General features: G+C 71.2%; 16 protein-coding genes. 6 read left to right on the top strand and 10 right to left on the bottom strand.

Features of this window, described 5'->3' with window-relative positions; genetic code table 11:
- Nucleotides 1–2 precede the first annotated feature (2 nt).
- Nucleotides 3–521 (top strand): GNAT family N-acetyltransferase, encoded by a 519-nt coding sequence (locus ACZ6BB_RS35220; RefSeq protein ID WP_471619192.1) that lies wholly within the window; start codon nt 3–5, stop codon nt 519–521.
- Nucleotides 522–621: 100 nt separating this feature from the next.
- Nucleotides 622–2001, top strand: coding sequence for a S1 family peptidase (locus tag ACZ6BB_RS35215; protein ID WP_471619191.1), 1380 nt, complete (start codon nt 622–624; stop codon nt 1999–2001).
- Between the two features lie 103 nt (nt 2002–2104).
- Here the strand turns inward: ACZ6BB_RS35215 and ACZ6BB_RS35210 are convergent, their stop codons facing one another.
- On the bottom strand, nt 2105–2287 hold the full coding sequence (locus ACZ6BB_RS35210) for a hypothetical protein (RefSeq protein ID WP_020115084.1): 183 nt from the start codon (nt 2285–2287) through the stop codon (nt 2105–2107).
- A 79-nt stretch (nt 2288–2366) separates the two neighbouring features.
- The gene (locus tag ACZ6BB_RS35205) at nt 2367–3527 is read right to left on the bottom strand and encodes an ROK family transcriptional regulator (RefSeq protein ID WP_471619190.1); all 1161 of its coding nucleotides are present in this window, start codon (nt 3525–3527) and stop codon (nt 2367–2369) included.
- 167 nt (nt 3528–3694) lie between these two features.
- Between ACZ6BB_RS35205 and ACZ6BB_RS35200 the strand changes: the two genes are divergently transcribed.
- Complete coding sequence (locus tag ACZ6BB_RS35200) at nt 3695–4897, top strand: Gfo/Idh/MocA family protein (RefSeq protein WP_471619189.1); 1203 nt, start codon at nt 3695–3697, stop codon at nt 4895–4897.
- Nucleotides 4898–4937: 40 nt separating this feature from the next.
- Here ACZ6BB_RS35200 and ACZ6BB_RS35195 read toward each other — a convergent pair whose 3' ends face one another.
- Nucleotides 4938–5633, bottom strand: a complete 696-nt coding sequence (locus tag ACZ6BB_RS35195) for a L,D-transpeptidase family protein (protein ID WP_471619188.1) — start codon at nt 5631–5633, stop codon at nt 4938–4940.
- 135 nt (nt 5634–5768) lie between these two features.
- Between ACZ6BB_RS35195 and ACZ6BB_RS35190 the strand changes: the two genes are divergently transcribed.
- Nucleotides 5769–6254 carry a carboxymuconolactone decarboxylase family protein gene (locus ACZ6BB_RS35190; RefSeq protein WP_471619187.1) on the top strand — a complete coding sequence of 162 codons (486 nt, stop codon included), beginning with the start codon at nt 5769–5771 and terminating at the stop codon, nt 6252–6254.
- 108 nt (nt 6255–6362) lie between these two features.
- Here the strand turns inward: ACZ6BB_RS35190 and ACZ6BB_RS35185 are convergent, their stop codons facing one another.
- From ACZ6BB_RS35185 to ACZ6BB_RS35160, 6 genes are read right to left on the bottom strand one after another with little or no spacing between them, the layout of a single operon-like run.
- Complete coding sequence (locus tag ACZ6BB_RS35185) at nt 6363–7157, bottom strand: aminotransferase class IV (RefSeq protein ID WP_471619186.1); 795 nt, start codon at nt 7155–7157, stop codon at nt 6363–6365.
- A 24-nt stretch (nt 7158–7181) separates the two neighbouring features.
- Nucleotides 7182–8381: an FAD-dependent monooxygenase gene (locus ACZ6BB_RS35180; protein WP_471619185.1), complete on the bottom strand. Its 1200-nt coding sequence runs from the start codon at nt 8379–8381 to the stop codon at nt 7182–7184.
- Entirely contained in the window at nt 8378–9967 is a 1590-nt protein-coding gene (locus ACZ6BB_RS35175) for a class I adenylate-forming enzyme family protein (protein ID WP_471619184.1), read from the bottom strand. The genes ACZ6BB_RS35180 and ACZ6BB_RS35175 overlap by 4 nt, the downstream gene beginning before the upstream one ends.
- Nucleotides 9968–10008: 41 nt before the next feature.
- Complete coding sequence (locus ACZ6BB_RS35170; protein WP_471619183.1) at nt 10009–11631, bottom strand: benzoate-CoA ligase family protein; 1623 nt, start codon at nt 11629–11631, stop codon at nt 10009–10011.
- Entirely contained in the window at nt 11628–13748 is a 2121-nt protein-coding gene (gene pabB / locus ACZ6BB_RS35165) for an aminodeoxychorismate synthase component I (RefSeq protein WP_471619182.1), read from the bottom strand. The genes ACZ6BB_RS35170 and pabB overlap by 4 nt, the downstream gene beginning before the upstream one ends.
- Before the next feature lie 30 nt (nt 13749–13778).
- On the bottom strand, nt 13779–14444 hold the full coding sequence (locus tag ACZ6BB_RS35160; protein WP_471619181.1) for an antibiotic biosynthesis monooxygenase: 666 nt from the start codon (nt 14442–14444) through the stop codon (nt 13779–13781).
- A 154-nt stretch (nt 14445–14598) separates the two neighbouring features.
- Between ACZ6BB_RS35160 and ACZ6BB_RS35155 the strand changes: the two genes are divergently transcribed.
- Nucleotides 14599–15378 (top strand): DUF3050 domain-containing protein, encoded by a 780-nt coding sequence (locus ACZ6BB_RS35155; protein WP_471619180.1) that lies wholly within the window; start codon nt 14599–14601, stop codon nt 15376–15378.
- A 38-nt stretch (nt 15379–15416) separates the two neighbouring features.
- Complete coding sequence (locus ACZ6BB_RS35150) at nt 15417–16004, top strand: hypothetical protein (protein ID WP_471619179.1); 588 nt, start codon at nt 15417–15419, stop codon at nt 16002–16004.
- A 7-nt stretch (nt 16005–16011) separates the two neighbouring features.
- Here the strand turns inward: ACZ6BB_RS35150 and ACZ6BB_RS35145 are convergent, their stop codons facing one another.
- Nucleotides 16012–16926 (bottom strand): SDR family oxidoreductase, encoded by a 915-nt coding sequence (locus ACZ6BB_RS35145; RefSeq protein WP_471619178.1) that lies wholly within the window; start codon nt 16924–16926, stop codon nt 16012–16014.
- Between the last annotated feature and the right edge of the window lie 174 nt (nt 16927–17100).

Here is a 17100-nt window from a genome sequence, read left to right as displayed (position 1 = left end):
ACATGGTCAGGCTCCAACTGGACGTCACCGACTTCGACCTGGCACGTTTCCAGCCGTATGTCGACAAGTGCCGTACCGCCGGCATCCGTCTGACGACCCTCTCCGAACTCGGCGACACCCCGCGAAACCGCCGGGCGTTGTACGAACTCAACAAGGAGTGCTCGGCGGACATCCCGGAGCGCGGCCCCTTCTTCGCCTACGACGAGTACCACCGGCTCCGCTTCGAGGTGCCCGCCCACGATCCGCGCGGGGTCGTCCTCGCCCTCGATCCCCTGGACGACGACCGGTGGATCGGCATGGCGGTCACCTCGGACCGACGGCGGTCCGGTTTCGTGTTCAACGAGATGACCGGGGTGCGCGCCTCCCACCGGGGCCGCGGGATCTCGGTGGCCATGAAGACCTTCGGCATCGGCTTCGCCGGGATCTGCGGTGTGAGCATCGTCCGTACGGTGCACCATCCGGCCAACACCCGCGCGATCGCCATGAACCGGACGCTGGGATACGTCGACGCGGACCGGTGAACATGTGCCGACCACCGCACGTATGAAAGGAGGGCGCTCAAGGACCGGACGCCCTGGCGGTGTTGACACCGTGTCGGACGGGGTTCGGGAGAGCCAGGCGATGAGGCACGCACGACGGCGAGTCGTGAAGCGGGTGGCGCGGCTGACGGCCGCCGGTGGACTGATCTGCGGAACCCTGATGGTCGCGCAGGCGGCGATGGCGACCGAACCCACCACCTCCCCGCCCGCGACCCGAAGTGCGGTGCTGGCCGCCTCCGGCACCGGCAACGGCCTGGTCAGCGAGCTGGGCTCCGAACGTACGGCCGGCACCTGGATCGCCGACGACGGCAAGCCGGTCGTCGCGGTCACCGACGAGAAGGCCGCCGCCGAGGTCGAGCAGGCGGGCGCCCGTCCCAAGATGGTCGAGTTCAGCGGTGAGGACCTGAAGTCCGCCACGAAGGCGCTGCGGGCCGCGCCCCGGGTGTCGGGCACCTCCTGGGCCATCGATCCCGCGTCCAACGAGGTCGTGGTGCGGGCCGACAGCACCGTGTCCAAGAAGGACTGGTCGAGCCTGACCGATCTCGCCGAGGAGATCGGCGGGTCCGTCCGGATGGAGCGCACCGAGGGCACGTACACGATGCGGCTGAACGGCGCCCAGCCCATCTTCGGCACGGGCGGACGCTGTTCGATCGGCTTCAACGTCACCGACGGAGAGCGGGACTTCATGCTCACCGCCGGGCACTGCGGTCCGGCCGGTTCGGTCTGGTTCTCGGACAACGAGGGCCGGCAGGAGATCGGCCGGACGACCGAGACCAACTTCCCCGGCTCCGACTACTCGCTCGTCCAGTACCTCCAGGACGCGCCGAGCAACAAGACCAACATCGTCTCGGTCGGTGACGGGCGCGGGGTGCGCATCACCTCCGTCGGTGAGGCGGCGGTCGGCCAGCGCGTCTTCCGCAGCGGCAGCACCAGCGGGTTCCGCAACGGCGAGGTGACCGGCCTCGACGCCACGGTCAACTACCCCGAGGGCACCGTCAGCGGCCTCATCGAGACCACGGTCTGTGCCGAACCGGGCGACAGCGGCGGCCCGCTGTTCTCGGAGGGGGTGGCCCTGGGGGTGACCTCGGGCGGCAACGGGGACTGCGAGGAGGGCGGTACGACGTTCTTCCAGCCGCTGTCCGACGCCCTCGACGACCTCGGCGTCCGGCTGACCGGACTGCCCCAGTCCGCCGCCGAGCCGACCGCGGCGGCCGACGGCTCCTCCGGCGACGACTCCCAGGGCGCCGCCGCTCCCGGCGGGGCCGAGCCGGGGTCCGTGGAGCCCGTCGACTCCGTCGGCGCCGCCTCCGACCTCCTCGACCGCCTCGCCGACCCCCGCAACGTCGGGCCCGGTCTGCTGGTCGTCGCCGGCAGCATGGTCGCCCTGGCGGCCACCCGCTTCATCCGCACCGAACAGGACCGGCAGGCGTACCGCCGGCAGTACTCGGGGAGTTGGGGTTAGGACGACCTCCCACGGAGATCCGTCAGAAGGTCCCCAGGAGTCCACGCCCTGTGGGATGTGCGCTCTCGTCGCTCCGCGCCCCGCGAGGGGCGCGGTCGGCGGACTACGAGGCGGCGGCCCATTCGAGGACCAGACGCTCGTACTCGCTCCGCTGCTCCCTGTTCAACGTCCCGCCGCTCCGGAACCAGAGCGCCCGGATCTCCTCGTTGACCTCGGCGGCCGTTCGCGCCGGTACTTCCGCTCTTTCCAGGACGACATCAGGGGTAGTGGACATGGTGTAAACCATATGTCCTCGAACGTGAAGCCGATGTGAGTAAAGGTCCCCACTTCCGACATTACGGACCGTGAAGCTGATCACGCTGCGTTTACGGCTCCACGGTCCCGAGCACGAGAACCTGAATGGCCAGCACGGCGGCCCCCCGGGCCCAGTCGTGGAAGTCGGACATCTTCGTCTCCAGCGGGACGGGCGCGGCCAGCGGATGCCGGTGCGCGCGGACAGCCTCGTCCACCGCCTCCCCCGCCACCTCCATCAGCCCCACCCCCTCCCCCGCGAGCAGGATCTTCTGCGGCATCACGAAGTTGGCGATCTGGGCCACCAGCGTCCCCAGCGCCCGCCCCGCCTCCCCGACGACCCGCACGCACATGGGCTCGCCGTCGGCCGCGCCGGCCAGGATCTCCTCGTACGTCACCTCGCGCCCCGTCGCCGCCCGCACCTGGTACCGGATGCCGGGGATGCTCAGCATGGAGACGGCGCTGCCGCGCCTGCCGTCGGGGGTGAGCGGGCCGGCGGGGTCCACGATCCAGTGGCGGCCGAAGCCCCGGTCCTCCTCCGCGTGCGCCACCCGCCTGCCGCCCAGGACCAGGCCGTAGCCAATGCCCGCACCGATGGTGAGCACGACGAACCGGTCGAGGCCGCGCCCCGCGCCGAACCAGGTCTCCGCCTCGACGAGCGCGGCGACGTCGTTCTCGACGACCACCGGCAGTCCGGTGCGCTCCTCGACGAGTTCGGCCAGCGGGACCTCGCGCCACGACAGGAAGGGCGACTCCCCGACCATCGCGCGGTCGCGGACGAATCCGCCGACCCCGATGCCGATACCGGCGAGCGCGGGATGGGCGCGGGCGAGTCCCGCGGTCATCTCGGCGAGCAGATCGGCGACCTTCCCGGGTTCATGGGTGGTGAGCGGACGGTCGTGCCGGGCGACGATCTCGCTGCGGAGGGTGGTGACGACGCCGTACACCATGTCGTCGGTGATCTTGAAGCCGAGGAAGGAGCAGGACTCGGCGACGATGTCCAGCGGCTGCGAGGGGCGCCCCTGACGGGCCCCGGGGTGCGCGGCGCCCTCGGCGGTCTCCACCAGCAGGCCCGATTCGGTCAGCGGTTTGGTCAGCCGGGTGAGACTTCCGGCCGAGAGACCGAGCCGCCGGGCGAGTTCCGTGCGCGAGAGCGGGCCGTGCACGAGCACCTCGATCGCCACCGAGCGTTCCCCGGGACTGAGCGGCAGCCAACTGGCGGCGAGTGCGGTCATGGGGGCCAGACTCCCACATCCGTTTTCTTCCGTCACGGAAACAACCAGCCGCCCGCGATCCTCCCGATCGCTACCGAAAGATAACCACACACCCTCTTGACGGCATAATTCTTTCGCGACAAAAGTAAGTGAGCAGTGACTCTCCAGCAGAGAAGGACATTCCTCACATGACGTTCTCCCTCGGCATCGTCGGCGCCGGCCAGTTCTCCGGCCAGTTCGCCACGCTGTTCCAGGCCCACCCCGGCGTCGGCGACGTCTACGTCACGGACCTGCTGCCCGAGCGTGCCGAAGATCTCGTGGCCGCCCAGGGGCTGGCCGGCACCTACCCCTCGTACGAGGCGATGCTGGAGTCGCCGACCGTCGACGCGGTCGCGATCTTCACCCAGCGCTGGACGCACGGACCGCTGGTGCTCCAGGGGCTGGCGGCCGGCAAGCACGTCTACTCGGCCGTCCCCATGGCGGTCACCGCCGAGGAGATCGCGGCGATCATCGACGCGGTCCGGGCGACCGGACTGACGTACATGATGGGCGAGACGAGCCAGTACAACCCGGCGACCGTGCACGCCCGCAACCAGATCGCCGAGGGCGCGTTCGGACGGATCTTCTACGCCGAGGGCGACTACGTCCACGACATGGACCTGGGGTTCTACGAGGCCTACCGGTACAGCGGCGGCGAGGACTGGAAGCGGACCGCCAGCTACCCCCCGCTGCTCTACCCGACCCACTCGGTGGGCGGGGTGCTGGGCGCCTGGGGGACACACGCGGTGAGCGTGTCCGCGATCGGGGTCGTGGACGAGCGCGGGGACGGCGTGTTCGACAAGGAGGTCAGCCAGTTCGGCAACGACTTCTCCAACGCGACCGCGCTGTTCGAGGTGGCGGGCGGCGGTTCGTTCCGTACGAACGAGTTCCGGCGGGTCGGCTACCCCTCACAGATCCGGGAGTCGCGCTTCAGGTTCTTCGGTACCGAGGCCAGCATGGAGCAGCTCGCCACGGTGGCGTTCTGGCAGGACAAGAAGGGGGTGACGGACATCAGCGAGCTGCTGGAGCCCAAGCAGACCCTGTCTCCCGACGATCCCTCCCTCCAGCACATCGCACCGGATCTGCGGGCCGCCTTCACCTCCGGGTCGGCGCCGGTGCACGACCGGACCCGGCTGCCGCGGGAGTTCGACGAACTGCACAACGGGCACGAGGGCAGTCACCACTTCCTGGTGGACGACTTCGTGACGGCCGTCAACACCCGGACCCTGCCGTCGGTCAACGCCTGGGTGGCGGCCCGCTACACCCTGCCGGGCATCGTCGCGCACGAGTCCGCCCGGCAGGGCGGGGTCAGGCTGGAGATCCCGGACTTCGGGGACGCCCCCGAGGCGTGACGTCCCGCCACCGCCCGCCGTCCGGGCTCCCGACCATCCGTCAGGTGCCCGGCTTGCGGCCGTACACATAGACGTCGTCGCCCTTCTTCAGCAGCGACCAGTACTTCTTGGCGTCCGTCTTCGTCATGTTGGTGCAGCCGTGGGAGCCGGGCGGGTTCCACATGCTCAGGCCGACGGAGTGGAAGGCCTGGCCGCCGTCGAAGAACTGGGCGTAGGGCATGGGCACGTGGTAGATCGAGGAGACGTGGTCGATGTTCCGCCAGTAGATCTTCTTCAGACCGGTGCGGGTCTCGTAGCCGTCGCGGCCGGTGCGGACCGGGACGGGCCCGTAGACCAGCTTGCCGCCGTCCTGGATCCAGCTCAGCTGCAGCGTCAGGTTCACGCAGGCGATACGGCCCTTGTTCGTCGGGCACTTGCCCGCCGCGTTGGGGTTCTTGCCCACGGCCTTCTGCTTGTTCATGAGGTCCATCACGCCCCAGGTGACGGCGCCCGCGTAGCCGATGTTCGGCGAGATGCCGTGCTTGGTCTGGAAGGCCCTGATGGCCTCGCAGTCGGCGGTGGACTGCTTGCCGTCGACCGGCCGCCCGAGGAACTTCTCCACCTGCTTCTGGTACGGGCCCTTCGTCGCCGTACAACTCGCCGCCTGCGCGGGCGTGATGCCCATCGCGAGCGTGAGCGGTGCCAGCAGACCGGTGACCGTGAGCGCGACCGCGCCTCTTCTGCGTATGTCCCCCATGCCGGGTCCTCCCCCTTCACGTGTTCTCGCTGCTTCTGCCTGCCTAGACATACGGCCGACGGCCACGGTTGTGGGTCGGCGCACGTCGAGACGAAACAGTTACACAGCCTGGAATTCGGATATAGAGTTCCCCCCATGAGCAACAGTCATTCCCCGTCTCGCGTGGCCCTCAAGAAAAAAACTCCCGACGTGTCCAAGGCGATGGGCTCCCTGCACGGCGCCGCCGTTTCCGCGGCCCAGGACGCGAAGGTCGAGCCCGAGATACTCGAACTGATCAGAATTCGCGCGTCGCAGATCAACGGCTGTGCGTTCTGCCTGGACATGCACACCAAGGACGCCCGCGCCCAGGGCGAGACCGAGCAGCGGATCTACGCGCTCAACGCCTGGCGCGAGACCCCCTTCTTCACCGAACGGGAGCGCGCGGCCCTGGCGTTGACCGAGGCGGTGACGCTGGTCGCCGACGGTCAGGTACCCGACGACGTCTACGCGGGCGCCGCGGAGGTGTTCGACGAGGAGCAGATCGCGGCACTGATCTGGGCGGCCACCGTGATCAACGCGTACAACCGGATCGCGATCGCCACCCGTATGGTTCCCGGGGCCTACCAGCCCGTCCAGAAATAACTCCGAGGCATTCGCGTCCTTTTCGTCGCGATTTCCGGAACAGCTTTCAGCGCCGGGCCGATTTCCTTTCGGCCCGGCGCTTTTCCACGCCCGTATGTCGCTGTCGGTTCAGTCGTGCGGCAGCGGCTCCATGAGACCGTCCAGCCATGTCCGCCACCGGGGGGCGTGGACGGCCGGGCCGGGGGTCATCGGGCGCCCGGTCCAGGCGGCGACCGGGCGGATGCCGTGGAGGGCGTTCACGAGCCACACCTCGCGGCCGTCCAGTTCCGCCAGGGAGCGTTCGCGGTGGGCGACATGGACCCCGGTGCGGGCAGCCCGTTCCTGGACGAGGGCCAGGGTGACACCGGCGAGCAGCGGCAGGCGGGGCGGCGGCAGACAGAGGGTGTCGTCCTCCCACCACAACAGGCTGGAGTTGGCCGCCTCCAGCACCAGGCCGGAGGGCGCGATGAGGACGGCCTCGTCGGCACCGGCGTTCGCCGCCCGTCCGCGCACGCGGGCCAGGGCGTCCAGGTCCGGCCCCTTGCGGCGGGGCACGGTCCGCGGGTCGGGCTGACCGGCCGCCCACACCCGCACATCGGCGGTGACGGTCGGCGCGGGGCGCAGCAGCAGCCGCAACTCCAGTGACCCGGAGGCGAGTTCGACCCGGGGGAACCACTCCCCCGTGCGCGGCAGGGCGCGGGTCATGTCCCGCCAGAAGTCGGCGACCCGCGCCGGGGCCGGGGCTCCGCACTCGCCGCAGGATCTCAGGAACCGTTCGCGGTGCCGGTCGAAGCCGCGCACCCGTCCGTCGCGCAGCAGCCACGAGTCCGCGACGAGGAGGCGGCCGCCGTGCGCCTGGCCGGGGACGAGGCCGTGTTCGGGTGACCAGGTCAGCAGACCTTCCGCGATGGCGGGTGGTGTCACTCGGTGCTCCTGTCGGTCTTTCGGTCAGTACTTGCGGCCCGCGGCGGCCGGGGAGCCGTGCCGGGGGCCGTAGGGGGCGTGCTCCAGCCAGGCGCCGCAGCGGGGCACCACGGGAGCCAGGGCCGCCGCCGCGCGCTGCTTGACGCGGACGATACGGCGCCGGGGCCGCAGATGGTCCAGGGCCGTGCCGGCGGCGGCGCTGTTGAACAGGCCCGCCGAGCGCCGGACCTCGGCGAAGGAGTCGACCGCCGCGGGGGTGCCGTCGGCGATCGCGCGGGCCGCGGCGACCGCGTCCGCGATGCCGCTGTTCATGCCGCGCGCGCCGAACGGCGGGAAGAGGTGGGCGGCCTCGCCGGCCAGCAGCACCCGGCGGTGCGGGTCGGTGAAGGCGGCGGCGACCTTGCGCAGGAAGCGGTAGGTGGACACCCACAGGACGCGCTCGGCGTACCCGTCGCCGACGACCTCCGGCAGCCAGCGCCGTACGGCCTCCTCGGTGCCGAACTCCTCCGTCGCGTCGTCGTCGCGGCACTGCAGGTCGAGCTGGAAGCCTCCGGTGAAGGGCACGCGCATCACGCTGCGGCCGCCGAGCGCCGGATGCTCGTAGTGGAAGACCCGTTCCAGGGGCAGTTCGGCGCCGGGGAGGTCGGCGATGTCGGCGACGACGTGGAAGCCCTCGCCGTGGGTGCCCTCCATCGGGATGCCCAGCTCGCGCCGTACGGCCGAGCGGGCACCGTCGGCGGCCACCGCGTGGACGCCGGTCCAGGTGCGGCCGTCCTCGCCGGTGAGCCGCACCCCGTCCGGGTCGGTGGTCACGGCGGCGATCCGCGCGTCCCACACGAACTCCACGCCCGCGTCCCGGCAGGCGGCGAGCAGGAAGCGCTCGGTGTCGACCTGGCGGAGGCTGGTGAAGGGCGGAGTGCCGGTGGGCGGCGGGAAGGTGCGGGCGTAGACCTCGCGGCCCCGGTACAGGGTGCGTCTGGTGTGCCAGGTCCGGCCGTACGAGGCGATCTTGCCCGCGAGTCCCGGGCGGACGCCCTCCAGCAGTTCCAGGGTCTCGCGGTGCACGAACAGGGCGCGGCTGCCGGGGCGTTCACGGCCCTCGGAGTCGGCTTCGAGGATCGTGACGGGGAGGTCGTGGGCGCGCAGGGCGAGGGCGGCGGTCAGGCCCACGGGGCCGGCGCCCACGACGAGGACGGGGACAGGGACAGAAACGGGGGGCGTCATGAGCGGGTGCTCTCGGTGAGCATGCGGGTGATCTCGACCCGCTTGACCTTCCAGGTGGACGTCATCGGCAGGTCCTCGAACCGCCACTGGCGGGGCTCGGCCATGGTCGGCAGGTCGGCCGTGGCCTCGTGCCAGCGGCGCAGGTCCAGGGGGCGTTCGCCGCGCACGCACACCACGGGGACGGGTTCCCGGTCGACGCCGGGGACGATGACGACCTCGCGCAGCTCCTCGAGGCGGGACATCAGGGTGTCCTCGACCTCCAGGTTGCTGTGCACGGAGTCGATCTGGTCGATCTCGCGGTCGATGAGGTAGAGGGCGCCCCAGCGGCTCTGGTAGCCCATGTCGCCCATCTGCCACCAGCCGCTGTCGAGCTGGCGCAGATAGCGCTCGCGAGCGCCGAGGTAGGTGAGGATGCGGCCCCGGGTGCGGGCCTCGATCCGGCCCGCGGTGCCGGGGGCCACTCGACGGCCGGCCTCGTCGGCGACCCGGACGCGGGTGAAGCCGGGGATGCCGATGCCGACCCGGCGGCCGTCGGCGCGGGCGGCGCTGCGGCGGGTGAACCACTGGAAGGCGACCGGACCCGTCTCGCTCTGCCCGTACAGCTGGATCAGCCACGGCGAGCGGCGCCGGGAGGCGTCCAACAGCCGCTGCACGGTGCGCGGGTGGATGGCGTCGAAGGTGGAGCCGTAGGAGCGGACGCGGGACAGCGGTGCTCCGGGCGCGTCGGCCAGTTCCTCCCACAGCACGAAGGTGTTGGGGTGGGTCTCGACGATCCCGGGACGGTGGCGCGCCAGCAGGGGCCCCACGTTCGACGGTTCCGGATCGATGATCAGGACCAGCGGGCTGCCGAAGTGCAGCAGGACGCCGAGCAGGTGGTAGAAGCGCGAGTGCACGAACGACATGTGCAGGGCGGCGGTCTCGCCGCGCGTGGGCCAGCCCATCGCCTTCTGCGGGACGAGCCGGTTCCACATGGTGTTCGGGCAGTGCACGGCCAGCTTGGGCAGGCCGGTGGTGCCGGAGCTGTGGGTGATGAGGGACGGGTCGCGGGGGTGGAGCCGGACGGCGGCGGGGGTGGGGGCTCCCGCGTACGTCTGCAGGGGTTCGGCGCCGGGCGCGTCGTCGACGCAGAGGGTGCGCCGTACCAGGCCGGTGAGGGCGACATCCGCGAGGGGGCCTTCGAGCTTGGCCCGGTCGGTGATCAGCCAGGGGCCGTGGAGCCGCTCGAGGAGCTGTCCGACCACGGGGCCCGCGAGGCCGGGCGAGAGCAGGACGGGGACGGCGCCGATACGGGAGACCGCACAGGTCAGCAGCACGATGTCGACGTTGTCCGTCTTGTGGACGACCACCTCCTCGGAGGGGCGCACGCCCGCTTCCCACAGGCGGCCGGAGAGTTCGTCGACCACGTCGGCCAGGGCCGTGTAGGTGAGGTCGGTCCCGAGGTCGGGGCGGACGTCGAGGGGCCGGTCCAGGGTGACGAAGACAGGGCCGTGCCGTTCGGCGGCCTCTGTGAACATCGAGCCCAGGTAGAAGCCGCGGCCGGTGAGGGCGAGTGCGGGCTGCCGGTCGGCCTGGAGCTGGTCGCGCATGGGACCGGACCTTTCTGCGGGGACGAGGGTGCCGGCCATGCTCACCACGCCCCTTGGCGGACGAGGTGCCGGCGGAGCTTGCCGGTCGCGGTGCGGGGCAGGGTGGGCACGAAGCTGACGCTGCGGGGGACCTTGAAGGCGGCGAGCCGGTCGCGGGCCATGCAGATCAGTTCGGCCTCCAGCCCCACCCCGATGGGCGGGACGGGGACGACGAAGGCCCGCAGTCGGCTGGCGCCGCGCTCGTCGGTGACCGCGGCCACGGCGATGTCCCGGACCCCGGGGTGGGTACGCAGCAGGGCCTCCACCTCCAGCGGGGAGACGGTGATGCCGCCGACCATCTCCATGTCGTCGGCCCGGCCCAGGTGCCGGTAGGTGCCGTCGGGTTCACGGACGGCCCGGTCCCGGGTGTTGAGCCAGCCGCCGACGAGGGTGCGGTCGTTCTCCTCGGGCCGGTTGAGGTAGCCGGGGGTCACCGTCGGGCCGCGCACCCAGAGTTCGCCCGCCTCGCCGTCCGCGACCTGGGCGCCGGCGCGGTCGCGGAGTTCGACCTCGAAGCCGGGGACGGGGCGGCCGACGGTGCCGGGGTGGTTGTGGTCGAAGCTGTTCGCGCAGAAGGCGTGTCCGGCCTCGGTGGAGCCGATCTGTTCGAGGACGGGGGCGCCGAGCAGTTCGGTGACCTGCTTGCCGAGTCCGGCGGGCATGCCCTCGCCGGCCGACACCGCCGCGCGCACCGAGGCGAAGCAGTCCTCGTGGCCGTCCGCCCGGTCGGCGACGAGGGCCGCGTAGGCCGACGGCACCGAGTACAGGAGGGTCACCCGGTGCCGGGCGACGAGTTCGTCGACCGCCGCGGGGGTGGGACGGCGGTCGGCGAGGACGGCGGAGGATCCGGAGAACAGGGGGAAGACGAGGGCGTTGCCGAAACCGTAGGCGAAGTACAGCCGGGAGACGGACAGGGTGACGTCGTCCGGGGTGATGCGCAGGAGCCGGCGGCCGATGAGGTCGTGGTAGGTCCGGGGGTCGCCGTGGACGTGGACGACGCCCTTGGGGCGGCCGGTGGTCCCGGAGGTGTACTGGATGTAGAGCGGGGCGTGGGCGTCCACCGGGTGGGCGTGCGGGGTGGGGACGGCCGTGGCGCTGAGAGCGGTCAGCTGGTCCGAACCCAGGCGCGGCGGCGAGGAGGTGGCGCCGCGGGCCGGGCGGTGCCGGTCGGGCCCCTGCGGCCGGGCCGTGTGCGCCGCGGCCGCGCGCGGGGTCCGGGGCGCCGGGATGTAGTTGTCCAGTGCCGGTCCCGTGACCCAGAGCACCGCCTCGGTGTCCTCCGCCATGAACTGCAGTTCCGGCGGGGTGAGTTCGGGGTTCACCAGGACCGCGACCGCGCCCAGGCGGGCCAGGGCGAGGAAGGTGGTGACCCAGGTGACGGAGTCCGGGAGGGCGAGGAGGACGCGGTCGCCGGGACGGACTCCGTGGTCGGTGAGGACGGTGGCGGTGCGGGCCGCGAGGTCGTGCACCTCGCCGTGGGAGTAGGCCCGGTGGCCCTGGTGGAAGGCGGGACGGCCGGTCCAGCCGCGGCGCTCGGCGAGGGCCGCGAGGTGCGCCGCGAGGTTGCCGGGGGCGCCCGCGTCGGCGGGGAGCCGGGTGGGCTGCGCTGTGGTCGTGATCGTCATCGCGTCGGCTCCTCGGTGACGGCCGGGGCGGAGGCGTGCTCCCGGTGGGCACGCATCAGTGCCGCGGTCTTCAGCAGCATCTCGTCGTACTCGGCGGCCGGATCGGAGTCGAGGACGATCGCGCCGCCCGCGCCCAGATGCATACGGCCGCCCTGGAACACGGCGGTGCGGATGACGATGTTGAGGTCGGCGCCGCCGGCGCACCCGAGGTAGCCGAGGGCTCCGGAGTACACCCCTCGCGCCTCGGTCTCCAGCGAGTCGATGATCTCCAGCGTGCGGAGCTTGGGCGCCCCGGTCATCGATCCGCCGGGGAAGCAGGCCCGGACGCAGTCGACGGCGCCGGTGCCCTCGCGCAGTCTGCCCTCGACCGTGGAGACCAGCTGGTGCACCGTCGCGTAGGTCTCGGTGGCCATCAGACGGGTGACCTGCACCGAGCCGGTGCGCGAGACCCGGCCGAGGTCGTTGCGGAGCAGGTCGACGATCATCAGGTTCTCGGCGCGCGTCTTGGGGTCGGCCGCCAGTTCCTCGCGCAGCCGCTCGTCCTCCGCCGGGGTGGTGCCGCGGGGGGCGGTGCCCTTGATGGGCTTGGCCTCGGCGACGCCGTCGCGGGTGATCCTCAGGAACCGCTCGGGCGACGAGCCCGCGATGTCGAGGTCGCCGAACCTGAGGAAGGCGGCGTACGGGGCCGGGTTGATGCGGCGCAGCACCCGGTAGAAGTCGTAGGGGTCGTACGGGGCTGGTAACCGGGCGGCGTTGGTCAGACAGATCTCGTAGCTGGTGCCCGCGTTCAGCTCGGCCTTGCAGGCGTCGATGTCGGCGAGGTAGGTGGCGCGGTCGCGGACGAGCCAGGGTTCGGCGGCACGCGGGTAGGGCGCCGCGGCCGACCGCAGGGGGACGGTGGTGTCCGAGCCGACGAAGGTCAGCTGGGCCAGTGCGGTGTCGAGCCAGTCGCCGGCCTCGCGCGAGGCCGTGGGGGTGTCCTCGGACAGGCAGACGGCGTAGGTGTGCCCCTCCTCGTGGTCCACCGCGATCAGCCGGTCCGCGAACAGCCAGGCGGCGTCCGGGGTCTGGGCCCTGTGCCGGTTGGTGGAGCCGGTGTCGGCCTTGAGTTCGTAGCCGAAGTAGCCGACGTATCCGCCGGTGAAGTCGAAGGGCAGGCCCGTCGCGTCGACCTTGCGGCTCGCCAGCTGCCGCTTCAGGTAGTCGAAGACGCTCGCCCGGACCCGGCGGGTGGGCCGCCCGTCCCGCTCGATCTCGCACAGGCCGCTGTCGACGTCGTAGCGGACGACCTCGGCCAGTGGACCGCTGCCGTCGCCGAAGAAGGAGAACCGGGACAGTCCCCGCTCGACGCGGGAGCTGTCCAGCCAGAACGCGTGCGGCGCGTCGGCGTACATGCGGGTGAAGGCGGCCTCGGCGTCGACCGCGCCGGCGATCCGGCGGGTGTGCAGCCGGTAGGCGGGTCCCGGAGCCCTGCGGGGGCGGGGGATCGCGCCGCCGAGGGGGATGACCGCGGTGTTGTGGGTGCGCGGGCTGCCTGCCCGTTCCTCCGTGAGGTCACGGAAGTTGACCAGCAGACGTTGGCCGTGGTCGGTCAGGATCGACTCGGGGTGGAACTGCACGCCCCACAGCGGCCGTTCGCGGTGCCGCAGCCCCATCAGGACGCCGTCCTCGGACCAGGCGGTGGCCTCCAGGGTCGGCGGCAGCGGCTCGCGCACGGACAGCGAGTGGTAGCGCACGACCGTGAAGTTCTGGGGCAGCCCCCGGAACAGGTCGCGGCCGTCGTGCCGGACCGTGGACAGGTGCCCGTGGCGCGGCCACGGGGCGGGCTCCACGGTGGCCCGCTCGCCCGCCGCGATGCCCTGATGGCCCAGGCAGACGCCGAGCACAGGGATCTCGGCCTCGGCGATCACCCGGGCGGCGATGCCGAAGTCGCGCGGTTCCGAGGGATGGCCGGGGCCCGGCGACACCACCACGTTGTCGAATTCCCGCAGCTCCGGAATGCTTTCCACAGGAGCGTCGTTGAGTACGACCACCGGTTCCTCGCCGTTCACCTGGGCGATCAGCTGGAACAGGTTGTACGTGTACGAGTCATAATTGTCGATGAGCAGGGTCTTCACCCGCCCACCCCCCTTTGATCGTTCGCGGACCTAGGCGGTCCGTCGTTTGTGCCGGCCGCGCAGCGCCTGCAGCGGCGGATACAGCCATTTCTTCAGGAATCGCTGGAGTCTCGGCATGAGAATCCAGGTCACGATGGCTGTAACGGCCAGACACAGCAGAAGTGTACGAAAAAGCGGATTCAGGTCGTTGAGATAGGGAAGTATCAGCAGGTTGAATAAGAGCACGGGCGGGAAGACCGCGCTCATGTTCACCAACCAGAGTTTCCATTTCGGGGGTGGCCCCGGGGGGCCGGCAGGTGCCGGGGCCCGGGAGGTCTGGGAGTCGAACCAGGCCCTGGACCCCGCGATGCTCCGGCGCCCGGTCTCCTGCGCCAGGGCGTCGACACGAGCCGACCACTGAGCCCAGACCACGGAGTTCTCCCAGGTCCGAGCCGTGTCCTCACTGTCGAAGCGGTAGACCACATGCCACTCCGCCTCTCCGTCGACGAGTACGCCACCCCCCAGAAAACCCGGCTGCTGCGCACTCGTACGCAGCGCGGCCCACCCCCAGGAGTGGAAGTCGGCCTCGCGCCCCGGCACCACCTGGTACGCGACGGTGACGGTAACGGGATTCCTGCTCACTCCGTCGAATACGAAGAGAACGGGGACCCCGTTCACATCTTCAACAAACTTTTTCCGGCTGTCCGGAACGTACATTTTTGACGGTGTTTCAGATGCCTTGAGGTCTTCTGTGGGCGAGTACGCCGGGGTAACTTTTCGGCAATTCCCGGAAGCGCTTGCCCGGCCTGCCGGAAAAGGAGCACCATCACCGAAAGGCTCGGGGGGAATTGCAGGAGAACGAAGGAGAGTCATGTCCAGGTACGACTGGGATGTGAACCACGACGGAATCGACCGGGCGCGCGCCGCGGTCGAACCCGTACGGAAGGAAGTCACCGCGCACCCGATCTATCGGCGCATCGACAGCCGCGCCGATATGGCGGTGTTCATGGAGCACCATGTCTTCGCGGTGTGGGACTTCATGTCCCTGCTCACGTCCCTCCAGCGGGACCTGACCTGTGTGGAGGTTCCCTGGGTCCCGCGCGGGTCCCCGGTCGGCCGACGGCTCGTCAACGACATCGTGCTGGCCGAGGAGAGCGACGCGCTGAACGGCGGGTTCACCAGCCACTTCGAGCTGTACCGCGCGGGCATGGCCGAAGCCGGCGCGGACACCTCCCGCCTCGACACCTTCCTCGGGCTCGTCGGCGAGGGCCACGCCGTGTCCGCCGCCCTGCGGGTCGCCCGAGTACCGGACCCCGCCGCCGAGTTCGTCCGCACGACCTTCGAGATCGTCGAGGAACGGCCGCTGCACTGCCGGGCCGCCGCCTTCGCGTTCTCCCGGGAGGACCTGATCCCGGACATGTTCGACCAGGTGATCGAGAAGGAGGGCACGGAGCGGTTCCCGTTGTTCTGCGACTACCTCGCACGGCACATCGAGGTGGACGGGGAGGAGCACACACCGATGGCGATGGCCATGGTGGCGGAGCTGTGCGGAGAGGAGGACCGCCGGTGGGAGGAGGCGGTGGAGACGGCGACGGCGGCGCTGGAGGCACGGGCACGGTTCTGGGACGGGATCGTCGCGGCGATGGGGTGAGCCTGCGCCACGGTCTCCGTCCCGGATAACGTCTGCGCATGTCGAGTTTTGTCCAGCAACTCCCGGCCCTGCTCGGTGTGGTGATCGGTGCGTTCGGTTCCTATCTGGTGGTGATGCGGGGCGAGCAGGTGCGGTTCCGGCGCGAGCGGGAGAGCCGCTGGGAGGAGCGGCGGCTCGCCGTGTACGCCGACTGGGCGCGGGCCGTCAAGCAGTCGATCACGCTGACCTACCGGGTCGCCTCCCATCTCGGCAACGACCCGCACCCCCACCCGCTGTCGCCGGAGGAGGCCGCGCCCCTCATGGCGGAGGCGACGGCCGCCCGGGACCCCTCCGGTGAGGCGCTGCTGCTCCTCGGCAGCCCGGAGGTGGTGGAGAAGGCCCGCGCCTGGGTCGTCACGGTGATGCGGATGGAGGAGTTCCTGCGCGCCGGGACCCATGACCCGGCGACCTGGCAGGCGCTGCTGGAGCGGCAGCGCGCCGGGCGGGACGCCTACTACACCGCCGTACGCGAGGACCTGGCGCTGCCGCCGGGCCACGCCGCGCGCTGGCAACTGCCGCCCGCGCCGGCGGCGGGGCTCACGGGGAGTACGCCTCCGTCCGCCCCACCACCGGCGCCGCGCACGTGAGCACGGTTCAGCGGTAGCCGGTCGTGTCGGCCGGCTTGCCCGCGTCCTGGACCTCGACGAGGTAGCGCCAGGCGTCCGGCCGGCTGCCGTCGAGGTCGGTGAAGCCGTAGATCCGGGCGAGGGAGCCGCTGGAGTGGGACTGCCCGTTGAAGCGGGCGACCTCCGGGTCGGCGGCGAGCGCGGCGACGGCCCGGCCGACGAAGCGGGGGGTCTCGGAGATGGCGAAGTGGGGGACGCGTTCGAGGGCGTCGCGCCACGTCTCCTCGGTGACGCCGTACCCGTCGAGCATCATCTCCGAGCGCAGCCAGCCGGGGGTGAGGGCCACGGCGGTGGCACCGCGCGGCCCCAGTTCGTGGCCGAGGGCGAACGCCATGCGCAGGACGGAGGACTTGGCGAGGTCGTAGAAGAAGGTGGCGCGGTAGTTGGCGCCGTTGTACTCGGCCGTGCCGTCGGTCATCTCCACGACCAGGCCGCCGGGGTGGCGCAGCAGCAGCGGCAGGGCGAAGTGGTTGGTGATGGCGTGGGTCTCGACGGCGAGGCGCAGCAGCCGCAGACCGTTGTCGAGGTCGTGCTCCCAGACCGGGCTCTCCCATTCGAAGAGCTTCTCGCCGCCCCAGATGTCGTTGACGAGGACGTCCAGCCGGCCCTGCTCCTCGGTGATCCGGTCGACGAGGGTCCGGACCTGGTCCGGTTCGAGATGGTCGGTGGGGACGGCGATGCCGTGGCCGCCCGCCTCGGTGACCAGGTCGGCGGTGTCCTCCAGGGTCTCCGGGCGGTCGTACTCGGAGCGCCGCTCCCGCGTGGAGCGCCCTGTCACATAGACCGTCGCTCCGGCCGCCCCCAGTTCGACGGCGATCCCCCGGCCCGCTCCGCGCGTGGCCCCCGCGACCAGTGCGACCTTGCCGTCCAGCGGCTTCGACATGTCCGACCTCCCGTGTGTACGTGCCACCTTGGCCGACGCCGGGGGTGTTCCGGCGTCCTCGACACGAGGGTGTCGTGGAAGCCGGACATCTTCTGTCGGGTTTTCCGTGGCCGTCAGGCGCGCTCACGGCGGGGCCCGGCTGCCATGCCTTCTCGGCAGCCGGGCCCCCGACGG

The organism is Streptomyces sp. NPDC041108 (assembly GCF_055592645.1).
This window is presented reverse-complemented; position numbering and strand designations above follow the sequence as displayed.